The organism is Collinsella sp. An7 (genome assembly GCF_002159335.1).
In the GTDB taxonomy this organism is placed as follows: domain Bacteria; phylum Actinomycetota; class Coriobacteriia; order Coriobacteriales; family Coriobacteriaceae; genus Coprousia.
In genome coordinates, this window is the sequence record NZ_NFHP01000002.1 from 381,684 (window position 1) to 406,913 (window position 25,230).

Genomic DNA, 25,230 nt, shown 5'->3' on the forward strand with positions numbered 1-25,230 from the left:
GCAGTTTTGTCATCGAGATACGCCCGCGTGCCCCCAGCGGGCTCAACGTTGGTCTGAGAATCGTTGATTTCTCCGGATTTTGACCAGGCGGATGGCCTTTCGGCGCGCATCAGACGCCCGACCTCAAACTGTATGCACATAAGTGGATGTTTTGATTTAGATATGCATAAAGCAAGATTACCTCGCCGACACACGCGCACTCGCAAGACAGGTCGGTACCGCCCTTCGGCGACGAGCTGCGGCAACGGCGACAGAGGGGCACACGGTTGCCGCAGGTTATTACCCAAGAGGCTCCAACACGGCCTTTAGATAACAACGTGCGGCAGTTGCGGATGGCTCGACTACCATTTCCGCAAATCGTCATATAGGGAGGCAGAACGGGGCCTTAGGCAACGAGCTGCGGCAACGGCGCCAGCCCCGTTGTCTCGGCGGCCCGGGGACACAAAGGTCCCAGACGACGGCGCTTCCCTACACAAACTCGCCGATGCGCCGTACCTCGGGCTCCAGCTCCACGCCAAACTTCTCGCGCACCGTGTCCTGCACCTTCTCGATGAGCGCGCAGACGTCCGCCGCGGTGGCGCCGCCCGTGTTGACCACAAAACCGCAGTGCTTGGTCGAGACCTCGGCCGCGCCCACGCTTGCGCCCGCCAGGCCCGCGTCCATGATGAGCTTGCCGGCAAAGTACCCCTCCGGCCGCTTGAACGTCGAACCGGCGCTCGGCAGCTCGAGCGGCTGCTTCTCTTCGCGGCGGCGCTGGTAGGTGTCCATGTCGGCACGAATCTGCGCCTCGTTGCCGGGGGCAAGCGCAAAGATGGCCGAGATAACGATGAGCCCCTCGTCCGCCACGCGGCTCTTGCGGTAGCCCATACGCAGCTCGTCGCGGCCGAGCGTCCGCACCCGCCCGCGCAGGCGGGCGCCGCCCTCATCCGGGCCGCCCGGCACATACACCGTCACCGATTCCAGAACATCGGCCGTGCACGCGTCGTAGGCGCCCGCGTTCATAAAACATGCGCCGCCCACCGTTGCGGGGATGCCCCAGAGGGGCTCCATCCCCGTGAGACCCGCGTCCGCCGCGGTAAGCGCCACGTCGCGCAGAAGCGCGCCAGCCTCGGCCGTAACACGGGTGCCCTCGACCGCCACGCGGGCGAGGTTCTCGCGCAGCAGCACCACCACACCGCGGATGCCGCGGTCGCCCACCAAAAGGTCGCTGCCGTTACCCACCACCGTCACGGGAACGCCGGCGATGGCGCAGGTGTCGAGCACCTTGACGAGTGCCTCGGGCGTCTCGGGCGTCACGAGCACGTCGGCCGGTCCGCCGATCTTAAACGTGGTGTGCCGGCTCATGGGCTCGACCATCGCCACGTTGTCCTCGCCCGCCGCCATGGTAAGCGTGCAGATAACGTCCTCGTTAAAGCTATCGTAGTCGTGCATGGGCACCCCTTTTGGTCGGGCCGGGTCGCTGTCCGCCGTGCGCGACCGCCCGCTGCGGCGCGCACCTGCCCGATTCTACCCTAGTCAGAGCGATAGGCGCGAGCAGCGAGCAACCCGGCATCACATCCCCTGCTCGTAGGGAAAGACCTCCGCCAGGTAGCCGCGGGCGGCAAGCGCGGCCTCAATCTCGTCGAGGGCGGCCTCGGTGTCAGCCGTGATGCGGTGGAAGTGGTAGCCCGAGGTCACCGTCATGAGCGGGAAGCTCTTGCCCGAGCGAATCTCGTCCAGGTAGCGCGCCACGTCCCGGCGGTTACGGATGTTGAGGTCGGCCGAGATCATGCCGTACACGCGGTGGTTGACCATGACGTTGAGCACGGTGCCACCGAGGTCGACGATGCAGGTGAGCTCGTCGCCCAGCTCGTCGAGGGTATGGTGCACCTTGACGAGCCTCGTGGGCACAGAGGAGGAATCGCCCTCGCGCAAGACGTAGCCGCGGCTCGTGGCCACGATATCGCTGCCGTCGGCACGGAGAAGGGCGATGTCCTGCACCACTACCTGACGGCTCACGCCGAGCTCGCGGGCGAGCGCACTGCCCGAGAGCGGCCGCTCGGCAGCGCGCAGCACCTCGACGATGCGCTTGCGGCGCGCGCCGCCCGACCCGGCGCTCACCGCCCGTCCTCCGGCTGCTGAGCGGACTCTACCCCGGTCGGTGCGTCCAGCAGGCGCAGGTGCTTGAGCGAGATGTCGAGAATCGGCGCGGAGTGGGTGAGCGCCCCCGAGGAGATGTAGTCGACCCCGAGGTCGGCGAGGGCGCGAATGTTGGCCGCGTCGACGTTGCCCGAGCACTCGGTGCGCGCCCGTCCGTCGATGAGCGCGATGGCCTCGGCCATCTGGTCGTGGGACATGTTGTCGAACATGATGATGTCCGCCCCCGCCGCAACCGCCTCGCGCACCATGGCGAGGTTCTCGCACTCCACCTCAACGGTGCAGGTAAAGGGCGCGCGGGCCCGCGCTGCCTCGATAGCCGCCGCCACACCGCCCGCGGCGTCGATGTGGTTGTCTTTGAGCATCACGGCCGTCGAGAGGTTGTAGCGGTGATTGCGCCCGCCGCCGATGGCCACGGCCGCCTTCTCAAACGCGCGGAGCCCCGGCATGGTCTTGCGCGTGTCCACCAGACAGGTGCGCGTTCCCTCGAGCGCACGCACCATACCGCGCGTATAGGTGGCGATACCGCTCATGCGCTGCAGAAAGTTGAGGGCCACGCGCTCGCCCGAAAGCAGCACGCGCGCGTCACCGCGCACCTGGGCCAAGAGCTCACCCGACTCGACCTCGTCTCCATCGGCCACGCGGGCCTCCACGCGGGTGGACGGGTCGAGCAGGGTAAAGGCGCGCTCAAAAACGTCGAGCCCCGCAATGATGCCCGGTGCCTTGGCGATGAGCTCCACGGTGGCAGCGCGCGGGCCGGGGCAGACGGCAGCGGTGCTCACGTCCACGTAGGTGATGTCCTCCTCGAGTGCGCGGTGGATGATATCGTCGCCGTGGAGACGCATATATACAGGGTCCATAGTGCAATCCTTTCGTGTGAGCTTCGCAGCGAGCCGGTCGACAGGCGGGTGGGACCGGCAGCTGCGGGTGAGGTCGGGTGCAGAAAGCGGCAAAGCCAGGGCCTCAGGTGGGCAGGGAGCCGTCGCTGAGCAGGTGCGGATTGCGGGGCACGGACGCTGGGTGCGGGCGTCGGTCGTCAGCGCAGGCACCGCATGCGGGTTCGAGCTGCAGACGCGTACCGCAAGCTCGCGCCGCAAAACCGTCCTCATGCACCAGCATAGCCGACCGCGCCGAGCTCGGGCTCGCCCGTTACGCACCCGCCTTTGCGCACCGTGCCGGCCTCCCCGCACAGAAGGTCGATCGCGGCACCATCCACTCCGCACGAGCGATGCCGTCCATCGAGCGCGGGTTCACCCGCCTCCTCAACCGCCAGCGACGCCCCCGTGGCAATGCGCACCGCCGCGCGCCGGGCAAAGACGAGCGACTCCAGCAGGCTGTTGCTCGCAAGGCGGTTGGCCCCGTGCACGCCGTTGCAGCTCGTCTCGCCTGCCGCAAAGAGCCCGGGTAGCGCGGTTGCCGAGTCGCGGTCGACGTGGATGCCGCCCATAAAGTAATGTTGCGTGGGCACCACGGGGATGGGCTCCTCCAAGATGTCGATGCCCTCCTCGTCGCGGCAGTGTGCGCGGATGTTGGCAAAGTGCGTGCGCACCACCTCGCGCGGCACCGGAACAAACGACAACCACTCATGGTCGGTGCCATCAGCGCGCATCTGGGTGCGGATGGCCTCGGTCACCACGTCGCGCGGCTGCAGCTCATCGCAGAACCGCTCGCCGGCGCGGTCGAGCAACACGGCACCCTCGCCCCGGCAGCTCTCCGAGATGAGGAACGTGCGCCCCGGCTTGGTGGAGTAGAGGCCCGTAGGGTGAATCTGAACGTAGTCGGGGTTCTCGAGCTCAAGGCCATGCTCGTTTGCGAGAAAGCACGCGTCGCCCGTGAGCTGCGGGAAGTTGGTTGAGTGCGCGTAGAGCCCGCCGATGCCGCCGCAGGCGAGGATGGTCGCCCCGGCGCGGACGGCAACGGGGTGCGCGGAGTCTGGGGCGTCGGCTGCTAGGGCCGGACCGGGCGTTGAGGCCGAAGCTTCTGCGGGGTCCGGGCCGGGTACCGGGGCTGTGGGCGCCGGAGACGGAGACGAGTCCGGGGCTGCAGCGGAGGCGGAGCTTGCCGCCGCAGCCGGAGCCGCCGCGGGCACAGTTTCCCCTAAGGCGCACCCACTGCCCGCGCGCAGCTCCTCCACCGTTGCCGTCGACTCCGCCTCGCTCACCCGCCGCACCAGGCCGCCCGCGCACCGGCGGCCACCCGTTGCCGGGTCGGCCTCATCTAGAAGGTCGATGAGCGCCGCATGCTCCCAAATCTCAACGTTGGGCAGGCGCCGCACCTGTGCGAGGAGCTTGGTCGTGATCTCGCGGCCGGTGATATCGGCCTGGTAGCAGATGCGCGGACGGGAGTGCGCGCCCTCGCGCGTAAAGGCGAGGCTGCCGTCGGGCTCGCGCTCAAAGTTGACGCCGAGCGCCACGAGGTCGTTGATGACCGAGCGGCTCGAGCGGATCATGATGTCGACGCTCTCGCGGCGGTTCTCGCCGTGGCCGGCACGCAGTGTGTCATCAAAGAACGCCTGGTAATCGGCAGCCTCGGGCAATACGCAGATGCCGCCCTGGGCGAGCATGGAATCGCACTCGTCCACGCGCCCCTTGGAGAGCATGATGATCCGGCAGCTCGCCGGGAGGTTGAGCGCGGCGTAGAGACCGGCCACGCCGCATCCCGCGATGAGCACGTCGCAGGAGGTCCCGGCCGGCGGGGGCGCTGCGACGGCCGTGCCGAACTCGGCCTCTTCAGCCTGCGTCGGGGCAGCCGGCCACGCCCTGTCGGCCGCGCCGAGGCGCACTTCCCCTGCCATCGCTATCGCCCCGCCAACTCGAGCATGCGGTCGAGCGCGCGCTTGGCGGCCAGCGACGCGGGAGCCGAGGCGTCGAGCTCAACCGCGCCCTCGCCCGTCTCGAGGCAACGGGCGACCTTCCCGAGCGTGATCGAATCCATATCGGCGCAGGTGAGCGGCGTTGGCGGGAAGAAGAACCGCTTGCCGGGGCAACGGCGGTGGAGCTCATAGCTCACGCCGCGCACCGTGAGGACGATGAACTCCTGCGCCTCGCTCGCCTCGGCGCGCGCGATGATTCCCGAGGTAGAACCGATGTAGTCGGCCTCGGCGAGCACCTCGGGTGTGCACTCCGGGTGCGCGAGCACCTCCGCCTCCGGGTGCGCCGCCCGCAGCGTCTGCACCTCGACAACCGAGACCGCATCGTGCCGCGGGCAGCAGCCGTCGTTTAGGAGAACGTCCTTCTCGGGCACCTGCTCGGCCACGTAGCGGCCGAGGTTGCGGTCGGGGATAAACAGCACATGCCCCTCGGGCAGCTCGCGCACGATCTTGACCGCGTTGGACGAAGTCACGCACACGTCGCTCGCCGCCTTGGCGGCAATGGTCGAGTTGACGTAGCACACCACGGCGAGGTCGCTCCCCCATCGCTCGCGCGCCGCGGCGATGGTCTCCGCCCGCACCATGTGGGCCATGGGACAGTCGGCCGCGGGCTCGGGCAGAAGAACCGTCTTGGCTGGGTTGAGCAGTTTGACGCTCTCGCCCATAAAGGCCACGCCCGCCAGCACGATGGTCTGCTGCGGCAGCTCGACGGCGAGCTTGGCGAGGTAAAACGAATCGCCCACATAATCGGCCACGGCCTGAACCTCGGCCGGGGCGTAGTAGTGCGCAAGGATAACGGCGTCGCGCTCCACGGCGAGGCGGCGCACGCGGGCGGCAAGCTCGGTGGCACCGCTTTCCGCCGCCTCGGTCGCTCTAGACGCAGGCGCAGCACATACCGCCACCTGCTCCATTTGCTGACTCATATAACCCCCTATACGACGATATGCGCATCGTGCCGACATCGCGCCGATGCATTGCGGGCAAGTATGGCACGGTTGCCACAAGCTGACAAGACACCTGACAAGACAGCTCGAGACGCGCATAAGGAGCTCGGCCAAGGAGCCAAGGAGATGCGAGCGGTGGGCACGAGACGTCGATCGAAGGGCACCAGGCGCGTCTCCACGCAAACCAAGCAGTGCGGCAGGCACCCGGGGCGCTGCCCGGCGCGCACCCCGGCACAACCCGGGCCGTCTGGCCACAAACCGGGAAGGCCATCGCACCAGAAAGGCCACCGAGCACCCCCCCCGCACAGGCCAGACCGCCCGCCTATGCATAACACCCCGTTGTGCGCCGCAGGTCAAAGCGCTATAGTGACGCTGCACAGTTTCAGGGTTGGGTGAAATTCCCTACCGGCGGTAACTGGCGCGCAGCGGAACCCCGCACACAAGCGCACGTCAGAAGCCCGCGACCCGCTTTGGCGGCTGACCCGGTGAGAGTCCGGGGCCGACGGTACAGTCCGGATGGAAGAAACGGAGGCTTCCTATGAACAGTTCTATCAATACCAGGAATATCGCCTTGGCGGCGCTCTTTACGGCCGCGTCGCTCGTGCTGAGCTTTATCCAGATTCCCATCTTTCCCGCGGCGCCGTGGCTCATGTACGACCCGTCGGGCATCGTGTGCCTGATCGCGGCGCTCGCCTTTGGGCCCAAGATGGGTGCCGCGGTGGCCATCATCTCGTGGCTGCCGCGCGTCTTTCTCGACCCGTTTGGCGCGCCGATGGGCATGGCCTCTACCTGCGCGCTCGTGATTCCCGCAGCGCTCATCTTTGCCCGCAGCCGCACCCGCACGGCGAGCCTTGCGGGCATGGTTGCGGGCGCCGTGCTCTCCATCGCGGTCACGTGCGCACTCAACCTTGTGGTCACGCCGCTCTATACCGCCGTGTCGATGGAGGACGTGATGGCGATGATCCTGCCGATCCTCGTGCCGTTCAACACGCTTAAGATGGTCATCAACGTGGTCGCGGGCCAGGTGCTCGAGGCGCCGGCGCTCGCCGCGCTGGGCACGCCCATGGCGAGCGGCCGCAAGTAGCAAACGCGACCAAGCGGCGGATGCGGCAGATAGTTCGGAGATTGATGACGGAGCAGGTAGATAACGAGCAGGTTTGGCCGGACGTGGATGCGCGGGGCGGTGATGTGCCAAGGGGCGCCAAGGCAGCACGCGAGAGACGCGCGGGTGCGGGCACGCCGGGCGCACCCGCCCCTCGCATGCCGGCGGACGAGCGCACAGGTGCCGAGGAGGACGGGCACGCACAGATCGTGCTGCGCGACGTGCACGTTCGCTATCCCGCGCCAGCCGACGCGTCTGAGGCGGGTGCTAGGACGACCGACGCAGCCGCCACCGCGCACGCTGCGGAGATGGGCGCGCCAAACGCCGGCCCCGCACCCGAGCAACCCGACCTCGAACCCACCGAGGCGCTCGCCGGCATCACACTCAGCATCCGCGCAGGCGAGCACGTTTGCATCCTCGGCGCCAACGGTTCCGGCAAGTCGACCCTTGTCCAGCTCATCAACGGACTCATCGTGCCCACCGCCGGAAGCGTCGAGGTCTTTGGCATCGGCACCGGCACGCCCGAGGGCGCGGCGGCCATCCGGCGGCGTGCCGCGATGGTCTTTCAGCACCCTGAGGACCAGATGGTCACGAGCATCGTCGCCGACGATGTGGCGTTTGGCCCCGAGAACCTCGGCGTTCCCTCGGCGCAGATCGCGCAACGGGTCGATTCCGCGCTCGAGGCGGTCGACATGGCCACCTGCGCCCAGGCAGACCCGGCCGACCTCTCGGGAGGCCAGCAGCAGCGCGTCGCCATTGCCGGGGCGCTTGCCATGGACCCCCAGATTCTTCTGCTCGACGAACCGGCCGCCATGCTCGACGCAGCCGGCCGCCGCGCCATCCAGACAATCGTGCAGCGCCTTAACCGGCGCGGCATCACCATCGTCCACGTCACACACTTTATGGACGATGCCTTCGCCGCCGACCGCGTGATCGTGCTCGAGCGTGGGCGCATCGCACTCGACGGCACGCCCGCCGAGGTCTTTGCCGAGCGCGAGACCGTCCACCGCCTGGGGCTCGAGCTGCCCTTTGCCGAGGAGCTCGCCTGGACGCTCGAGCGCGCCGTACCCGAGCTCGGCCCGCTGCCGCGCACGGCGCGCTCTGAGGAGCTGGCGCGGGTGCTGGCCTCCCGGCTGGCCGGCGACCGATGGTCCAGTGCGAGCCCTTGTGACACCGCGGGCCTCGAGCGCGTGGTGCAGCCGGACGGCGCGTGCCGCCCCGCAGATGAGGCCGCCATCTCGTTCCTAGATGTCTCGTTCTCTTACGCAGACGAGCGCCCCGCTCGCACGCGCCGCCGCTTCTGGCAGCGGTGCCAGAAGCGCACCGCCCCTGCGGGGCCGCTCGCTGTGGAACACCTCACGTTTGACATGCCGCGCGGCAGCCTCACCGCCCTGGTAGGGCGCACCGGCTCGGGCAAGTCCACCACCGTCGAGCTCGCCTGCGCGCTCAAGCTCCCCCGCACCGGCACGGTGCGCGTGGGGGGCATCGCCACCGACGACCTCTCCCGCCGCCGCAAGCTGCGCGCTCAGGTGGGGTACGTCTCGCAGCTCCCCGACCGGCAGCTCTTTGCCGAGACCGTTTTTGACGACGTTGCCTTTGGACCGCGCAACCTCGGTCTCACCGAGGACGAGGTCCAAGAGCGTGTCCACGAGGCGCTCGAACTCACGGGCATCGCGCCCACGCCCGAGCTACTGCGGCGCTCGCCGTTTGCGCTCTCGGGCGGGCAGCAGCGCAGCGTCGCTCTCGCCGGCGTGCTTGCGCTCAAGACGCCGCTTTTGATTCTCGACGAGCCGATGGCCGGTCTCGACCCACAGGGCCGCACGCGGATGCACACGCTCATCGGCCGTCTGCGCGAGCGCGGCGTGACCATCCTTATGGTTACGCACAGCATGGACGACGTGGCTGAGCTCGCCGATCGCGTGCTTGTGCTGGCCGACGGAGCGCTCGTGGCCGATGGAACGCCCCGAACGGTCTTTGGTGCACGAGGGGCCAGGGTGGACGCCCCCGAGGCAGCCACCGCGGGCCAGAGCGCATCAAACGTTGTCACTGCGAACGCGAGCACCGTGCCGGGCAGCCCCTCCCGGTCCGCCAGACCCGCAGCCCTCCGGTCCCCCGCTCCGGGGCTGCCGGAGGCTCTCACCTTTGCCCGAAAGCTCGAGTCCGCCGGCGTGCGGCTCCCCTACGAGCCCCTCACCCGACATGAGCTCGTCGAGCTCATCGGTCAGCTTGCCCGCTTGGGCACCACACGGGACAATTCGGGTCCAATCAAACATGCTCACACCCAGCAGCTCGAGCTGAGCTCAGACCCAGCCACGGGCGCCGCGTGCTCCACCTGCAACACTGCCCTTACCGATCCGGATTACGAGGAGGTGCGCCATGGCGCTGCGCGTTAGCATCGGCCAGTATTACTCGGTCGACTCGCCCATTCACCGGCTCGATCCGCGCGCCAAGCTCGTGGCGACGGTCGTCTTTATGGTGAGCTGCTTTTTTGTCTCAAACCTGCCCACGCTGGTGCTCGCCGCCGCGGCCGTTGGGGCCTGCATCGCCGCCGCGCGCGTGCCCGCGGGGCGGCTGCTCGCACAGATCAGGCCCATCGCGCTCTTTCTTGTTATCACGTCGGTCATCAACCTGTTCTTTGTGCAGACCGGTGAGCCCGTCCTCACCGTTGGCGCACTGCGCATCTACTCGGGCGGCGTAGAGGCGGCGCTCCTCTATACCCTTCGCTTCTTTTTGCTGCTGCTCGCCGGGTCGCTCCTCATGCTCACCACGCAGCCCGTCGCGCTTACCGACGCCGCCGAGAAGCTGCTCGGCCCGCTCGAGCGCATCGGGGTGCCAGTGAGCCAGGTAACCCTCGTGCTCTCGATCGCGCTGCGCTTTGTGCCGACGCTCTCGCAGGAGGCAAAAAACGTCGTCGCCGCTCAGACAGCCCGCGGCGCCGACCTCGAGGGCAAAAGCGCCCTCGCCTACGCCCGGGCCTGCGTGCCGCTCCTCGTGCCGATGTTTGCGAGCACGTTGCGGCACGCCGAGAACCTCGGCCGCGCCATGGAGGCCCGCTGCTACACTGGCGGGGCGGGGCGCACCCACTACCACGAGCTCCGCTGGCTTCCCCGCCGCGACCTGCCGTTTGTCCTCGGCGTGGCGATCTACCTCGTTGCCCTCATAACCCTCAGCACCATCGGATGACCGAAATGCGCCATGTGCACCAGCATCGGCGCAAATGGCGCATTTCAACACCGTCCCAGAATGGGCGCTAACAACTCGACCCCCGATGTGAGCGTATCTTTTGAAACCGTCCAGTAGCACTCCATCACACTAAAGTGCTCACCAGGCCTTTTGAGGGACGAAACACCGGAAAACGACCGGTCTACTCGCCCTCCCGCAAAACATCCACTCACATCGGGGGTCGAGTTTTTGGCAAAGCCGCACCGCGGCGCGAAAAACCAAAAAGGCAGCCGGACCGGAGCCAACGCATCCGCGCAGACCCCAGTCCGGCTGCCTTCTACGCAAGAGGAACGACCTCCCGTCATCGCGCTCGGCCGCTACCCCAGGTCGGCACCGTTTGACGCGGTGACGCGACGGTACCAGTCGTACGAATCCTTCTTGTAGCGCTTCTTGGATCCGTTGCCGTAATCGTCCTGGTCAACGTAGATAAACCCGTAGCGCTTGCGCATCTCGCTCGACGAGCACGAGATGATGTCGATCGGCCCCCACGGGTAGTACCCGATTACGTCAACACCGTCGCGGATAGCCTCGCGCGTCGCGGCAACGTGAGCACGCAGGTAATCGATGCGGTACTGATCGTGCACCGTGCCGTCGGGCTCGAGCACGTCCTCGCAACCAAAGCCGTTCTCGGCGATGATAATCGGCTTCTGGTAGCGGTCATAGAACATGTTGAGCGCGGTGCGCAAACCCTCAGGATCAATCGCCCAACCCCAAGCGTTGGCCTCGAGATGCGGGTTGGGCATGGTCCCGTCCTCGTTAACCGCAACCTCGCCCCAGCTCTTTGCCGAGCAGATAGCCGAGTAGTAGTACGACAGCGAGAAGAAGTCCGCCGTCCCCGCGGCGAGCGCCGCCTCGTCCTCGGACGTTACCTCGATATCGAGCCCATGCTCGGCAAAGAAACGCCACGCATAGCCCGGAACAACGCCGCGCATGAGCACGTCACTCGTGAGGCACTCCATCTGGTTGTGCTGGTAGTTGGCCGCCACATCGGCCGGCTCGCAGGTGGCGGGTGCCGTCAGCGCGTCGTAGACCATCATACCGATCTTAAAGTCGGGGTTGATGGCATGCCCCGCCGCAACCACGCGCGCCGACGCAACGCACTCGTTCATGAGCCCCTGGTACTTGGCCTCCCAGAGGTTCTCCACGCTGTCGGAGGGAATACCCAGATGGTTGAACGACTCATGGTGGATGAGGTTGATCTGGTTTACCACGATCCACCAGCGCACCTTATCGCGCAGACGCTCCATCACAGTCGTGCAGTAGCGCACAAACAAGTCGATGGTCTCGCGCCCGTACCAGCCACGATAGGTCGTTGTCAGGTGGAGCGGCATCTCGTAGTGCGAGAGCGTAACGAGCGGCTCCATGCCGTTGGCGCGGATCTCGTCGATGAGGCGCTCGTAGAAGGCGAGGCCGGCCTCGTTGGGCTCGGCATCATCGCCCGAAGGGAAGATACGCGCCCAGTTGATGGAGATGCGCAGGGAGTTCATACCCGTACCGGCGAGAAGCTTGAGGTCATCGGGATAGGTGTGATAAAAGTCGATACCAAAGCGCTTGGGATAGACGCCCTCGGTGTCGGCGAGCGCCGCAGCGATGTCCTCGGTCGAGGTCTCTTTGTTGGACTTCTTCTTGGGATCGCCCTTGTCCTGCACGCGCAGGATGTCGGCCACGCACGGGCCCTTGCCGTCCTCCTGCCAAGCGCCCTCGCACTGGTTTGCGGCGAGCGCGCCGCCCCAGAAGAACCCCTCGGGGAATCCCTTTGGAATCTCTCTCATGTTCAGTCCCTTCTGTGTAGCTGAGCCGTGCAGGGTGTCCCGCCCCACACAACAGCAAAGGCGGCCTTCCGCAGCGCGCCGGACCGCTCCGAGCGAAGAAGACATGGGCCTACGCGCCATGCCCGACGCTCAAGGGGTGAGGCTGCGTTCAGCAGAAGACCGCGCAGGCTTGTTACCCTAAGTCAGCACCATTAGTGGCAATGACGTGCTGGTACCAGGCAAAGCTATCTTTCTTGATACGCCGACCCGTACCGTTGCCCCGGTCGTCGCGATCGACGTAGATGTAGCCGTAGCGCTTGCTCATCTCGCCCTGCGAGCAGCTCACGATGTCAATCGGACCCCACGAAGCGTACCCAAAGACCTCAACACCGTCGCGCACGGCCTCGCGCATCGCCTCGATGTGCGCGCGCAGGTAGTCGATACGGTACTGATCGTGCACCTGCCCGTCCTCGGTCACCTCGTCGAGCGCACCCAAACCGTTCTCCGCGATAAAGAGCGGCTTGCGGTAGCGATCCCAATAATCGTTGAGCGAGATGCGGAAGCCCGTGGGGTCGATAGCCCAACCCCAGATCGACTTCTCCAGATAGGGGTTGTCCGCCCCCACCTCAAAGCACGACGGGTCCGCCACACGCGTGGCGTAGTACGAGAACGACAAAAAGTCCGCCGGGTTCTCGGCGAGCACGCGGGCATCTTCTTCCGTCACAACAAACGAGATTCCGCGCTCGGCAAAGAACCGCTTGGCATACCCGGGATAGCCGCCGCGCAGCAGCACGTCGCAGTAGAAGTAATCGCTCATCTGCATCTGCTGATAAGCGCAGAGCTGGTCGGAGGGTTTGCAAGTGGCGGCGTAGCGACGGTCGTCGCCGAGCATCATGCCAATCTGGAGGGTCGGGTCGACCTCGTGGCCGATTCGCACCGCTTCAGCGCTTGCCACAAACTGGTTGTGCAGCGCCTGGTAGGTAGCCGCCACGCGGTCGGGGAAGCGGTCGTTTACAAGCCCCAGACTCGCAAACTCTCCCCATCCGCCCAGGCTGTTAATCTGGTTAAAGGGAATCCAGTAGCGCACGCGGTCGTGGTAGCGCTCAAAGAGAACTCGGCACAGACGCAAAAAGTGCCCGAGTACGCGGCGATCGGCCCAACCATCGTAGGCAGTTACCAGGCGCGTCGGCATCTCGTAGTGCGAGATGGTCATGACGGGTTCGATCCCGTAACGACGCATGGTATCGATAAGCCGATCGTAGAAGACAAGACCGGCCTCGCAGGGCTCCGGGTCGTCTCCGTTGGGGAAGATGCGCGTCCAGTTAAACGACGTGCGGAAGCACCGGAAGCCCATCTCGTGCATGAGGGCGAGGTCCTGCTCGAAGGTGTGGAAGAAGTCGATGCCGTACCGGCGCGGATAGTACCCCTCCGTATCGGTGATGGCGGCCTCGACCTCGTCGGCGGTGTGCGAGAAGCCAAGCGTGCCAAGGCGGCTGTACTCCTCAGGCAGGATTTCGATGTCGGCGATCGAGGGTCCCTTACCGTCCTCACGCCAAGCACCCTCGGCCTGGTTGGCGGCAATGGCGCCGCCCCAGAGAAAGTCCTCGGGGAAGCCCGCCGGGGGCGTCATATCCACGGTGATGCTAGGCGCCTGGTCCGCCGCGCCGGTGCCCACGGCCTGCTCGTCAACGCTTGCCATACCGTTTACACCTCCTTCGCGCCACGGAGCTTGCGGTAGAGCTTAACCATGTTGGTCACCATGTTGACCTCGCTGTTGATGGTCATAAGGGTGTCCTGTGCATGGGTAAAGAGCAGCGTGGTGTTGAGCACATCGTCCTCTATGGAGTCCTGGATCATATCGGTCTGCTGCACGTGCGCCTTGACGATCTCTTTCTTGGCCTCATCAAGCTTGGCGTCTACCGCGTCGTCGTCGGCGTCATCGATCATCAGATCCACGACCTCACCGAGCATCTCACGGCAGTCGCCCGCGCAGAGGATGATCTGCATCGCGGCCTGGTTGAGTTCATCTGCGGTATGCATCGCGGTTCCTTTCGGTCTGCGGCGGGCCCGATTGGCCAGCCGTATTACGTTCTCTGTCTACTTGCCCGAGTGGGCGGTGCCGTCGCAGGAGTCGGCACCGCCCGTCTGGGGAGACTGGGGTTCTTACGCGTTCTCGCGGGCCGCGCGACGAGCCTCACGGGCAGCCTTCTTGGCGAGGCGAGCCTCCTTCTCCTCGCGCTCGGCTTCCTCCTCCTCAAGGCACTGCTTGTCGTAGACCTTGAAGAACGGGAAGTAGACCACGCAGCTGAGCGCAAAGATCACGCAGAAGAGGATGACGCCGGCAAAGCCGCCCACCGCCCACGCGGGGATAAAGTCGGGCAGGTACCAGAACGAGAAGAGCGTCGAGACAGCGGGCACCAGACCAAAGTGGATGGCGAGCCAAGTGATAGCCGGACCGGCAAAGCCGATAATCCACATGGGGATCATGAGAATCGGGTTAAAGGCAATCGGTGCGCCAAAAACAAGCGGCTCATTGATGTTGCAGAGCGACGGCACGAGCGTGGTGCGGCCAATGACCTTGAGCTTCTCAGATTTAGCAAAGAAGAGCATCATGAGACCGAGGGCAAGCGTGCAGCCACCGCCACCGATGCACCAGTAGTATGAGGAGCCATAGGCGCTCACCATCGTGGCAGCCTCACCCGCGGCCACGGCAGCCTGGTTAATAGCAAGAGCGTTCATAATAATGGCGGTCTCGATGGGATAGAGCACCCAAGTGGAGATACCAAAGGTGTAGAGGAAGGCATACTCAAAGCCAAAGAAGAGCGTGTAGCCAAGGAAGCTGTCGCCTACCGCAATCACCGGGCTGAAGATGGTGTAAACCACATCGGAGATGTTGATGTGGAACTGGAAGGTGAAGAGCCAGCCGCAGAAGATGATGATGAGGATGGGGATGAGCGTATCAAACCACACGGTAATGAAGTCGGGAATCGCCGTGTCCTCCTTGAAGAAGGAGTGCTTGGCAAAGAGGTTCATCACAAAACCCGTAAAGAGACCCGCCATGAGAGCGGCGATCATGCCGCCGTTGCCCAAGGCAGACGTGGTGAAGGAGATGGTACCCGCATCGGCGTCGAGCACAGGACCCGCAATGAGCAGGTAGAGCGCGATGCCCGCAATACCAGCCTCCTTCTTGGTCTTGTTGTTGCGCTTCTTCTCCATGATGAGGTAGGGAACCAGATAAGAGAGGAAGACCGACAGCAAGCCGATCGAGAAGGTGTTGATGGGCGAGAAATCAGGGAAGCCCTCGATGAGCCCGCCGAAGGCGGTCAGCACCGTCACAAACGAACCGATGAAAATCATGGGCATCGCCGTGAGGATGGCCTGCTGAACGGCCGCAACCCAGGGGTTGTGTGCCAGCTTGTTCATCTTGGGTGCGAAGGAATTCTCCATCCACGCCATAAACTTTTCCATGGATTACTCCTTACATGCGTATGAGCGCCGGACGCCTACGCGTCCATCTCCTCGAGGGCGATCTGCAGGATGGTCGCGCCGTCCATGTCGCCGTAAGCCTTCTTGGGAATCATCACGAGTGGCACATCGTGCTCGTCGGCGATGTCCTCAAGGTCATCGAGCAGGTAGCTCAGGTGCGGAGCGATGAGGATGACGTCGACATCCTCGATGTAGTCCTCGATCACCGAGTCGGATCGCGCAATCACGTTGACCTCGATGCCCTCTGCCTTAGCCGCCTGACGGATGTTCTTGGCGATAAAGCCGCTGCTCGCTCCCGTGCTGCAGCAGAGGAAGATCGTCTTGTCTGCCATGGTCGTTCTCCTTCTTCTTTGCTAGGCGCCTCGAGCCCATGCTCTGGCGCAGGTTCTACCGGCTCTTGCGGCAGACTGCCCTACAGCTCCGCCGCGCAGAATGCCTGGAGTATCTCGGCATCGGCCTCCTCGGTCTCGCCCGCCACGGTAAAGACCGCGGTGTCGCCCGTGCGGATGCCGAGCCCCATAACGCCCAGCATGCTCTTGGCGTCCGCATCTTTTGTCGCGTCCTTCTTGGCCACGCGCACCGTCGAGGCAAGCTCCGCCGCCGCACGCGATAGATTAGCCGCCGGACGCGCGTGCAGCCCTACCGGATCGGTAACGGTGTACTCGAACGTCTGCATCTCTCCCCTCCTTGCCTATATTCCATCAGGTGCCGCATGCACGCTGCCAGCCGGCCATAGCCTAGAGCCGCTCCGACGCAAGGCGATGCAACCACCCGCCTTCCCTGCACCCGTATACTCCCGCGGCGGCCGAGACGGCTCAACGCGGCTTCTGCACCGGTACGGGGCAGCAGCGAGGCACAGCGGGCTGCACCGCCCCCGTGCAAGGGCGGGGCCCGTGAGTCTGCACGGACGGTGTGCAAGAAGGGATCCCGGCAGCTTGACGCAGCGACACACGGTGCCGGGTATACTGGATGGAACCCCCATGGCGAACCGAACAATCGGGACGGTGCCCCTACGGCCATTGCATAATCGACGCGGTTTCGCGCGCTTGGATACGCCGCACATCAGGGGACAGAAGCCCTGTACACGGAACCAACCCGCAACAAGAAGGATGGGCACAATGTTGAGCGACCGCGAGTTTACGCTGCTTCGCCTGCTGGCACAGCAGACCAAACCCCTCACCTCACGTGCACTCGCCGCGCAGCTCGACGTATCGGTGCGCACCGTCAAAACGTACGTGCAGCGCATCAACCGCGAAGCACCCGGCGTCGTCATCTCGGGTCAACAGGGCTACCGCTGCGATCCCGAGACGGTGCGCGCCCTACTGGAGCAGGGCCGCACTCCCGGAGACACCCCTCAAACCAACGAAGAGCGTACCGTCTATGTATTGCACCGGCTACTCGCCTCCGACTCCGTCGATATCTTCGACCTCTGCGAGCAGCTCTTTGTAAGCTACTCAACCATCAAGGGCGTGGTGTCGGCCATCCGCGGAAAGCTCTCGCCCTTCCACCTCGGCCTCAAACTCGAAAACAACCATCTCCAGATCACGGGACGCGAACGCGACAAGCGTCGCCTTGTCTCGGACCTGCTCTACAACGAGGCAACTGTAAACTTTCTCGACCTCAAGACCGTACAGCAGGCATTCCCCCAGATTGACATCGCCTATATCGAGGCGTGCGTGCGCTCCGTACTGGGGGCAAGCCACTGCTTTGCCAACGACTACTCCATGATCAACCTGGTGCTCCATGTGGCAATCACCATCGACCGCATCCAAGGCGGCCGCACGGTCTCGGCAGCGCTACCGAAGGTAAGCGCGCGGGGCAGCGCGAGTGAGGGCGATGGCGACGCCACGACTTCCGGCACTGAAGCCGCACCAGACCAAACATCGGGCGTAATCGCCGCAGCAGGTGCCGACAGCGCCATCGGCCCCCAAGAGCTCGAGATGGCGCGCACCATCGCCCGGGAGCTCGAACGGCACTTTAACGTTGAGCTCAACGCAACGGAAGTCTCGGAGCTCGCGCTTCTCCTCGCTTCGCGCACCACGATGCTCGACTACCGAACCGCCAGCCGCGAGAACATCGAGCGCTTTGTGGGAGCGGGTTGCCTCGAAATCGTGAACGAGATGATCGCCGACCTTAAAGAAAACGCCGGCATCGACCTTTCGGAGCACGAGTTCTACGTCCGCTTTGCCCTGCACGTTAAGAATCTCATCGTGCGAGCACGTACGGGCGGACTCTCTAAAAATCCGCTCACGCTACAAATCAAAACGAGCTGCCCTTTGCTCTATGACACCGCGGTGGTGGAGGCCGACCTGCTACAGCGCCGAGCCGGCATACACGTCAACGACGACGAGATTGCCTACATAGCCTTTCACCTGGGCAGCACCCTCGAGACGCAGAAGCAGCTCACCAACAAGGTCAAGGCGGTACTCTACTGCCCGTCGTACTACAACATCGACGCCAAGATCCTGCTCTTTCTCAACCGACACTTTGAGGAGGATCTGCTGGTAACCAACGTGGTTACCGACGAGGGGGACCTCGGCCATCTGGCGGGCGCCGAGCTTCTTATCACCACCGTGCCGGTCAACGCCTACTACGGAGTCCCCACCTATCTGGTAAGCATCGTGCCCACCGAGGCTGACCGGGCGCACATCCGCCGCATGGTGGACGACATTCGCGCCGAGAAGCGCCGCTGCGTCCTCCGCTCGCATCTGGAGGGGCTCATCGAGCCGGCATTGTTCGAGGTAAACACTCGTCCGCTCGACCGCGATGAGGTGATCCATCTTATGGCCGAGCGGCTCCATGCGCGCGGGTATGTAACAGAAGACTTTGAACGGCAGGTGCGCGAGCGCGAGGAGCTCTCAAGCACCGTCTACGGCACAATCGCCCTACCGCATGCTCTACGCCTAGCGAGTCTGCACTCGTCGATCTCGGTGATGCTATCACGCGCACCCATCAGCTGGGGAGACGCCAAGGTAAACCTCGTGGTGATGCTCTCGTTTAGCAAGAGTGACCAAGAGGTGTTCTATGAGGTGTTTGACCCACTTGTCTCGGTACTTGCCAACCGCGAGCAGGCATCGGCGCTCATGGACGCCACCGACTACGAGTCCTTTATCGCGCGCCTCTGCGAGATGATGGAGTAGAAAAACGCTCCGGAATGTGTAATTCGTCACCCGGGGTGCGGCGCAAAGCCGTCGGAAAAACTCGACCCCCGATGTGAGTGTATCTTTTGAAACCGTCCAGTAGCACTCCATCACACTAAAGTGCTCACCAGGCCTTTTGAGGGACGAAACATCGGAAAACGACCGGTCTACTCGCCCTCCCGCAAAACATCCACTCACATCGGGGGTCGAGTTTTTGGTAAAGCCGCACCGCGGCGCGAAAAACCAAAAAGGCAGCCGGACCGGAGCCAACGCATCCGCGCAGACCCCAGTCCGGCTGCCTTCTAGAAATGGTGCAGTTCGTACCCGTCCCCAAATGCACCAAGCTACAGACCGCCGCCTCCCAAGAGGCCTCGGAGCACCTGCTCCGGGTCGGCCGATCCGTCGCGCGGCGCGAGGGCGGTGATCTTCTTCTGCATCTGAAGCTCGTGCACCTGATCCTCAAGGCGGCGCACCTGGTCGCGAAGCTTTTCCATCTCGGCCTCGCGCTTCTCAGCGCGCTCCTTCATGTCGAGGATGCGCACCACGCCGGCAAGGTTGATACCCTCGTCGGTAAGCTGGTTGATGAGCTCGAGCCGCTCGATATCGGCCTGCGAGTACAGGCGGGTGTTACCGCCCGAACGCTTGGGGTTTACGAGGCCCTTCGATTCGTAGACGCGCAGGGTCTGCGGGTGCATACCCGTCAGCTCCGCAGCGACGCTGATCATGTATAGCGGCTTGTCCCGCTCTTCCTGGCTCATGTGCTCACCAACCTCAATCGCGCCGGGCCGCCCTTCCCCCAAGAGAAACCAGCCCGACGCTCACCAATCTACACCCGTGCGCGATAGCGGTCGACCCCGGCACGATAATCGCGCTGGTCGAGCTCGCGCAGCTGCTCAAACGCCTTGCGCTCAGCGTCTGTGAGATGCGTTGGCACCTCAACCTCAACCGTCACCAACAGTGCTCCCTTGCGCCCGCGGCGCTTGACGTCGGGCGCGCCCATCTCCTTAAAGCGGAAGGTCTTGCCCGACTGCGTGCCGGCCGGCACCTTGAGACGCACCGTGGCGCCGCCGGGCGTGGGCACATCGACCTGACACCCGAGCGCCGCCTCCGCCACCGAGATGGGGAGCTTCATGGTTACGTCGGCACCTTTGCGCTTAAAGAGCGGGTGCTCCTCGACGTGCGTGGTAACCACCAGGTCGCCGCGCTCGCCACCGTTGGCGCCGTACTCGCCACGGCGCTTGTAGCGCAGCTTGCCGCCGTCAACGGCACCCGCGGGCACCGAGACGGTGAGGGACTGCTGCTCGCCCGTGGAAGGGATGCGATAGGTCACCTTGCGCGTGGTGCCCATGAAGGCGTCCTCGGCCGACACGTCCACGGTGAGCGACAGGTCGCTCCCCCGCTGCGGACGCGACTGCGCGCGGCCGCCCGCGTTGCCAAAGCCGCTGGCCCAATCACTGCCAAAGGCGCCGTCGCCGTTAAAGATGCTGCTGAAGATATCGCTCCAGCCGCCCGCCCCAGGGCCTCCCGAGGTATAGGTGTACGTGCCGCCCTGGCCACCCGCACCGGGCATGCCGCCAAACATCAGCAGCTGGTCGTACTCCTTGCGCTTCTTGGGATCAGAAAGCGTCTCGTACGCCTCGCTGATCTCTTTGAACTTGTCCTCATCGCCGCCCGCGTCGGGGTGATACTTCTGCGCGAGCTTGCGAAACGCGGTCTTGATCTCCTTGTCGGAGGCGTCGCGCTTGACGCCCAAGACATCGTAGAAATTTCGCTGAGGCACGCCTGCCTCCTTTCCTTAGTTGACGCTGCGGCTGTTCCGGGTGCCCCGCCTTGCCCTTCAATCGTCGGGCGTGGCGCAACGCCTACGCCCTCCTCTTTCAGGGCAATCCGGGGCACCCGGAACGCCCTCGCTGTCATTGCCTGACCTATGGCGCAATACCGTTCTTGCATCGCGCTGCTGTTGCCTGACCTGTCGGTGGTCAGCGCGCTACCGTAAAAAGGGGCTCCGAACCTGCGGCCCGGAGCCCCTGCGACTACTCCTGAGTGCCCTCGGGCGCCTCGTCCGCGGGCGCCCCGTCGGCATCCCCGGCCGCGGCCTCCGCCTCCGGCGCCGGGCGCTTGGGTCCGCCGTAGGTCACCGTTACCATGGCCGCACGGAGAATGCGGTCGGCCATGCGGTAGCCCTTCTGGTACACGTCGCGGACCGTCTCGTCGTAGGCGGTCGTGTCCTCAACGCGCCCCACGGCCTGGTGCTCGAGCGGGTCGAACGCCTCGCCCTGGGGGTCGATGGGCTCCACGCCCTCATGCGAGAGCACGTCGAGAATCTTGGTGTGGACGGCGTCCACCCCGTCCACGAACTGCTTGAGGTCGTCGGCCATCTCCTTCGAGCGGGCGTGCTCGATGGCGCGCTCGATGTCATCGATCACGGGCAGGAGCGCTGTCACGAGCTTCTCGGTTGCGCGGTCGCGCTCCGCCAGGCGCTCGGCGGCGGTGCGGCGGCGGAAATTCTCCCAGTCCGCCTGCAGGCGCGCCACGCGATCCTGAGCGTCGCGGACCTTGGCGTCGGCGCCGTCGCGCACCTCCTCGGCCTCGGCGAGCTTCTTGCGCACCTCGACGAGCTCGGCCTGAGCCTGCTCGTACTTGAGCTTAAAGTCGTCCGCCGCGGCCTCCTCGCCGGCACGAATGGCCGCCTCGATCAGCTCCTCCTCGGTCATAGCCTCGGCGGCCTCGCTGACGGCAGCCTCGGCAACCTCGCCCTCAGCGGGCGTCTCGTCCGCCGGCGCGGCGGCCGCGGCCTCGGTGGCCTCGGCCGTCTCGCGGGTCTCGTCGGCGTCCTCTACGGGAATCTTCACGTCCTTCTCCTCAGAGTCAGCGGGGACAACGGGCTGGCCTGCCACCCCCGTGCGAGCTTTCCGGGCGCGCATGATTACTTCGCATCCTCGTCGTCCACGACCTCGTACTCGGCGTCGACCACGTCGTCATCCGAGCCGCCCTGAGGCGCGGCGCCGTCGGCGTCGGTCTGCGCGTCGCTGTAGACGATCTGCGCGAGCTTGTAGGCGACCTCCTGAAGCTTGTCGCCCGCGGCCTTGATGGCCTCGATATCCTGGCCCTCGAGCGCCTTCTTGGCGTCAGCGATGGCTGCGTCGGCGTCGCCCTTCACGTCGGCCGGGACCTTGTCGCCCAGATCGGCGAGGGTCTGCTCGGTGGAGTAGCAGAGGCTGTCGGTCTGGTTGCGGACCTCGACCTCCTCCTTCTGGCGCTTGTCCTCCTCGGCGTGGGCCTCAGCGTCCTTGACCATGCGGTCGACCTCGTCATCGGAGAGCGCAGTGGAGCCGGAGATGGTGATCTGCTGCTCCTTGCCGGTGCCCTTATCCTTGGCCGAGACCTTCACGATGCCGTTGGCGTCGATGTCGAAGGTGACCTCGATCTGCGGCACGCCGCGGCGAGCGGCCGGAATGCCGGTGAGCTGGAACTTGCCGAGCGACTTATTGTCGCGCGCCAGCTCGCGCTCGCCCTGGAGGACGTTGATCTCAACGCTCGTCTGGTTATCGGCCGCAGTGGAGTAAATCTCGGTCTTGGAGGTCGGGATCGTGGTGTTGCGGTCGATCATCTTGGTCATGATGCCGCCCATGGTCTCAACGCCGAGCGACAGCGGGGTCACGTCGAGCAGCAGGATGTCCGAGGGGCCATCGCCGGAGAGGATGGCGCCCTGAACGGCGGCGCCGCAGGCCACGACCTCGTCGGGGTTCACGGACATGTTGGGCTGCTTGCCCGTCATCTTCTTAACGAGCTCCTGCACCGCGGGCATACGCGTGGAGCCGCCCACGAGGATGACCTCGGTGAGGTCGGAGAGCTTGAGGTTGGCGTCGCGCAGAGCGTTGGTAACCGGCTGCTTGCAACGCTCGAGCAGGTCGTGCGTGATGCGCTCGAACTCGGCGCGGCTAAGCGTGTAGTCGAGGTGCTTGGGGCCGGTGGCGTCGGCCGTGATGAACGGCAGGTTGATGGTCGCCTGCTGCGCAGCCGAGAGCTCCTTCTTGGCGTTCTCGGCGGCATCCTTGAGGCGCTGGAGCGCCATCGGGTCCTGACGCAGGTCGATGCCGTTGTCCTTCTGGAACTTGTCGGCCAGCCAGTCAATCACGCGCTGATCCCAGTCGTCGCCGCCCAGGTGGTTGTCGCCGGCAGTGGAGAGCACCTCAAACACGCCGTCGGCGAGGTCGAGGATGGAGACGTCGAACGTGCCGCCGCCCAGGTCAAAGACGAGGATGCGCTGGTCGCTACCCTGCTTGTCGAGACCATAGGCAAGCGCGGCCGCCGTCGGCTCGTTGACGATACGCTTGACGTTGAGGCCGGCGATCTTACCAGCGTCCTTGGTGGCCTGACGCTGGGCGTCGTTGAAGTAGGCCGGGACGGTGATGACGGCGTCGGTGACGGTCTCGCCCAGATACTTCTCAGCGTCGGTCTTCATCTTCTGCAGAATCATGGCGCTGATCTGCTCAGGCGTATAATCCTTGCCCTCGATCTCCACCACGGCGCGGCCGCCCTGGCCCTCCTTGACCGTATACGGGACGGTCTTGATCTCGGAGCCGACCTCCGAGAACTTGCGGCCCATGAAGCGCTTGATGGAGAACACGGTATTCTTGGGGTTGGTCACGGCCTGGTTCTTAGCGGCCTTGCCCACCACACGGTCGCCGTCGGCGCGGAAGCCCACGACGGACGGGGTGGTGCGGTCGCCCTCAGCGTTGACGATGATGGTGGGGTTGCCACCCTCGTAAACGGCCATGGCCGAGTTGGTGGTACCGAGGTCGATACCGAGAATCTTGTTGCTCATAAGGGAGTACCTCCTTTTGCCGGGGCTCCCGCTCGCGGGCGCCCGGGCTTGTGCCGCAGGCCTGTCCCGCGGCTCGTTTGCTCGTTCTGGATCTATCTTATCCCGGTTGGGGGCGGCTTATACGTTAGTTTGCAGAAAATCTAAGTCGATTCATATAAGATTTTGTAACGCGACGATTGTAAGGTATTGGGGCGGGGCGGCGCGTCGTTTTTTTCAAACATGTACGCGCCGGACACGCCGTTTCTTCTTGTGCCGTGAGGCCGCCTCGGGGCGTGCTCCCGTCACCTTTCTGCTTCGCCACACCTCTCTCACCTGCAGCGCCTCCCACCTCGCAAAAGGTTTGCCTTGGCTGACTCGGCGAATGGTATGAAAAGGACGCGCTGGGGTCTTGCAAATCGAGCGTCGCGGGGTATATTGAAGCCACCAGACCCGGCCATTCGCCTAGACGCCGGGCGCTACAAGAGGAGGAACATCATGGCCCATCCCGTTATCGAAGCCGACGAGTGCATCGCCTGCGGCGTCTGCGTTGACGACTGCCCCCAGAACGTCCTCGAGATGCAGGACGTCGCCACCGTGGTTGACGAGGATTCCTGCATCGCCTGCGGCATCTGCCAGGAGAACTGCCCGGCCGGCGCCATCACCGAGATCGCCGAGGACTAAGCTCCACACGATGCATTGGTAGCGCCCAGCGCTCCGGCAACCGAGCTCACGCTCGTAAAGGCTCCCTTCGGGGAGCCTTTTTTATTTCGGACGGGCGGAACGACAACGCCGGACGGCCTTGAGACAGCGGGCGGCAACGATTTGGGGCGCCCTTTTGGGCGATTTAGCGCGTCGAGAGTAATTCGACCCCCAATGTGAGCGCATCTTTTTGGACGGGCCTGTAGCACCGCCGCTTTGAGTCCGTTATCGGCAACAAACGCCCAGGTAAGCGCTTTAGTTACCTAAAGTGCTGCTCTCAGATTCTAAAAGATACACTCACATCGGGCATCGAGTTTTGCGAGACTACCGCAAACGCATACTAATATGGTGCGCCGAGGGGCGGCAGCTGCTTGAGATAGGCCCAAACGCGCTGTTTGGCCGCCGGATCGGCAAGCGCCGCCTCAAACCCGCCGAGCGCAAGCACGCGCCGGCCGAGCACATGGGCCACAAGGCCGGGCTCGAGCATCGCAACCTCAAACTGCTCAATCTGGGAGAGGGCGTCTGCATAGGCCTCGCGCATCAGCGCAGCAGCCGGCTCGTCCAGAAGCACAACTGCCTCGGGGTCGAGCGCCTCGAGCGCCTCGCGGAAGAGCTCCGGGGTGAGCGGCGCACCCTCCGGCACCGCGGGGACCACCGCAGGGTCACCTGTCCCCGCCACCGCGGCGAGCGCGCAGAAATCCTCCGGCGCGTAGCCGAGCCTCAAGAGCGCCGCCCGGAGCGCCTGCCCGTCCGCCCCGGCAAGAAGCTCGCCGCCGGAGCGCTCGGCATCGTTGAGCTCGCCTTTTACCAGCACGATGGGCGAGAAGCCGTCACCCGCCGTTATCACGCCGCGCTCGGCGAGGCTCTTGAGCTCCTGCTCGGCGGCGGCCAGCCGGGCCGAGCGGATATCGCGCGCAGATTGGGTCATGGCGCCCCCTTTAGTCGGAGTTCTCAGACTGTAATGGTAGCGCGGGAGGGCGCTGAGGGCCGCAGCGTTCTGCTTTGCCGCGTTGCCCGCACCGTCGCTGCGCCGGCCACCACCGCGCTCGCCCCTCGGCCCCAGCGACCCCACCC

At 64.9% G+C, this 25,230-nt stretch carries 21 protein-coding genes and 1 riboswitch; of the genes, 5 read left to right on the forward strand and 16 right to left on the reverse strand.

Translation table 11 applies throughout. The features are described 5' to 3' along the window. Window positions 1–468: 468 nt before the first annotated feature. The 5 genes from murB to nadA form a co-directional block, all read right to left on the reverse strand. A complete protein-coding gene (murB, locus tag B5G20_RS03835; RefSeq protein WP_087355205.1) occupies window positions 469–1,431 on the reverse strand; it encodes a UDP-N-acetylmuramate dehydrogenase in 963 nt (320 codons plus the stop codon). Window positions 1,432–1,551: 120 nt separating this feature from the next. Next, complete coding sequence (locus B5G20_RS03840) at window positions 1,552–2,100, reverse strand: transcription repressor NadR (protein WP_087355207.1); 549 nt, start codon at window positions 2,098–2,100, stop codon at window positions 1,552–1,554. After that, complete coding sequence (gene nadC, locus B5G20_RS03845; RefSeq protein WP_087355209.1) at window positions 2,097–2,996, reverse strand: carboxylating nicotinate-nucleotide diphosphorylase; 900 nt, start codon at window positions 2,994–2,996, stop codon at window positions 2,097–2,099. Before nadC ends, B5G20_RS03840 begins: the two co-directional genes overlap by 4 nt. A gap of 245 nt (window positions 2,997–3,241) precedes the next feature. Continuing rightward, the gene (locus tag B5G20_RS10545; RefSeq protein ID WP_087355212.1) at window positions 3,242–4,930 is read right to left on the reverse strand and encodes an FAD-binding protein; all 1,689 of its coding nucleotides are present in this window, start codon (window positions 4,928–4,930) and stop codon (window positions 3,242–3,244) included. Between the two features lie 2 nt (window positions 4,931–4,932). Continuing rightward, on the reverse strand, window positions 4,933–5,928 hold the full coding sequence (nadA, locus tag B5G20_RS03855) for a quinolinate synthase NadA (protein WP_204207637.1): 996 nt from the start codon (window positions 5,926–5,928) through the stop codon (window positions 4,933–4,935). 395 nt (window positions 5,929–6,323) lie between these two features. Further along, a riboswitch (FMN riboswitch) is annotated at window positions 6,324–6,481 on the forward strand. A 6-nt stretch (window positions 6,482–6,487) separates the two neighbouring features. Between nadA and B5G20_RS03860 the strand changes: the two genes are divergently transcribed. The 3 genes from B5G20_RS03860 (at window position 6,488) to B5G20_RS03870 (ending at window position 10,234) form a co-directional block, all read left to right on the forward strand. Next, on the forward strand, window positions 6,488–7,033 hold the full coding sequence (locus tag B5G20_RS03860) for an ECF transporter S component (RefSeq protein WP_087355216.1): 546 nt from the start codon (window positions 6,488–6,490) through the stop codon (window positions 7,031–7,033). Window positions 7,034–7,209: 176 nt separating this feature from the next. Next, window positions 7,210–9,444 carry an energy-coupling factor transporter ATPase gene (locus tag B5G20_RS03865; RefSeq protein ID WP_239286861.1) on the forward strand — a complete coding sequence of 745 codons (2,235 nt, stop codon included), beginning with the start codon at window positions 7,210–7,212 and terminating at the stop codon, window positions 9,442–9,444. Continuing rightward, window positions 9,428–10,234: an energy-coupling factor transporter transmembrane component T gene (locus tag B5G20_RS03870; RefSeq protein WP_087355218.1), complete on the forward strand. Its 807-nt coding sequence runs from the start codon at window positions 9,428–9,430 to the stop codon at window positions 10,232–10,234. Before B5G20_RS03865 ends, B5G20_RS03870 begins: the two co-directional genes overlap by 17 nt. A gap of 356 nt (window positions 10,235–10,590) precedes the next feature. On the opposite strand, the gene B5G20_RS03875 is transcribed toward B5G20_RS03870, so the two are convergent. The 6 genes from B5G20_RS03875 to B5G20_RS03900 form a co-directional block, all read right to left on the reverse strand. Further along, window positions 10,591–12,045: a glycoside hydrolase family 1 protein gene (locus B5G20_RS03875; protein WP_087355220.1), complete on the reverse strand. Its 1,455-nt coding sequence runs from the start codon at window positions 12,043–12,045 to the stop codon at window positions 10,591–10,593. Between the two features lie 172 nt (window positions 12,046–12,217). Further along, window positions 12,218–13,723: a family 1 glycosylhydrolase gene (locus tag B5G20_RS03880; protein WP_343283987.1), complete on the reverse strand. Its 1,506-nt coding sequence runs from the start codon at window positions 13,721–13,723 to the stop codon at window positions 12,218–12,220. Window positions 13,724–13,728: 5 nt separating this feature from the next. Then, window positions 13,729–14,064 (reverse strand): PTS lactose/cellobiose transporter subunit IIA, encoded by a 336-nt coding sequence (locus B5G20_RS03885; RefSeq protein WP_087355223.1) that lies wholly within the window; start codon window positions 14,062–14,064, stop codon window positions 13,729–13,731. A gap of 123 nt (window positions 14,065–14,187) precedes the next feature. Further along, a complete protein-coding gene (locus B5G20_RS03890; RefSeq protein WP_087355225.1) occupies window positions 14,188–15,492 on the reverse strand; it encodes a PTS transporter subunit EIIC in 1,305 nt (434 codons plus the stop codon). Between the two features lie 35 nt (window positions 15,493–15,527). Continuing rightward, the gene (locus tag B5G20_RS03895; RefSeq protein WP_087355226.1) at window positions 15,528–15,842 is read right to left on the reverse strand and encodes a PTS sugar transporter subunit IIB; all 315 of its coding nucleotides are present in this window, start codon (window positions 15,840–15,842) and stop codon (window positions 15,528–15,530) included. A gap of 80 nt (window positions 15,843–15,922) precedes the next feature. Next, the gene (locus B5G20_RS03900) at window positions 15,923–16,186 is read right to left on the reverse strand and encodes an HPr family phosphocarrier protein (protein WP_087355228.1); all 264 of its coding nucleotides are present in this window, start codon (window positions 16,184–16,186) and stop codon (window positions 15,923–15,925) included. Window positions 16,187–16,628: 442 nt separating this feature from the next. Between B5G20_RS03900 and B5G20_RS03905 the strand changes: the two genes are divergently transcribed. Continuing rightward, a complete protein-coding gene (locus B5G20_RS03905; protein WP_158094386.1) occupies window positions 16,629–18,650 on the forward strand; it encodes a BglG family transcription antiterminator in 2,022 nt (673 codons plus the stop codon). A 344-nt stretch (window positions 18,651–18,994) separates the two neighbouring features. On the opposite strand, the gene B5G20_RS03910 is transcribed toward B5G20_RS03905, so the two are convergent. From B5G20_RS03910 to dnaK, 4 genes are all read right to left on the reverse strand, one after another. Then, the gene (locus B5G20_RS03910; RefSeq protein ID WP_087355231.1) at window positions 18,995–19,408 is read right to left on the reverse strand and encodes a helix-turn-helix transcriptional regulator; all 414 of its coding nucleotides are present in this window, start codon (window positions 19,406–19,408) and stop codon (window positions 18,995–18,997) included. A 68-nt stretch (window positions 19,409–19,476) separates the two neighbouring features. After that, a complete protein-coding gene (locus tag B5G20_RS03915; RefSeq protein ID WP_087355233.1) occupies window positions 19,477–20,430 on the reverse strand; it encodes a J domain-containing protein in 954 nt (317 codons plus the stop codon). Between the two features lie 253 nt (window positions 20,431–20,683). After that, window positions 20,684–21,502 carry a nucleotide exchange factor GrpE gene (locus tag B5G20_RS03920; RefSeq protein ID WP_239286862.1) on the reverse strand — a complete coding sequence of 273 codons (819 nt, stop codon included), beginning with the start codon at window positions 21,500–21,502 and terminating at the stop codon, window positions 20,684–20,686. Window positions 21,503–21,576: 74 nt separating this feature from the next. Further along, window positions 21,577–23,478, reverse strand: coding sequence for a molecular chaperone DnaK (gene dnaK, locus B5G20_RS03925; protein WP_087355236.1), 1,902 nt, complete (start codon window positions 23,476–23,478; stop codon window positions 21,577–21,579). Window positions 23,479–23,952: 474 nt separating this feature from the next. Between dnaK and B5G20_RS03930 the strand changes: the two genes are divergently transcribed. Next, window positions 23,953–24,138, forward strand: coding sequence for a 4Fe-4S binding protein (locus tag B5G20_RS03930; RefSeq protein WP_087355238.1), 186 nt, complete (start codon window positions 23,953–23,955; stop codon window positions 24,136–24,138). Between the two features lie 358 nt (window positions 24,139–24,496). Here B5G20_RS03930 and B5G20_RS03935 read toward each other — a convergent pair whose 3' ends face one another. Further along, window positions 24,497–25,084: a hypothetical protein gene (locus B5G20_RS03935; protein WP_087355239.1), complete on the reverse strand. Its 588-nt coding sequence runs from the start codon at window positions 25,082–25,084 to the stop codon at window positions 24,497–24,499. Between the last annotated feature and the right edge of the window lie 146 nt (window positions 25,085–25,230).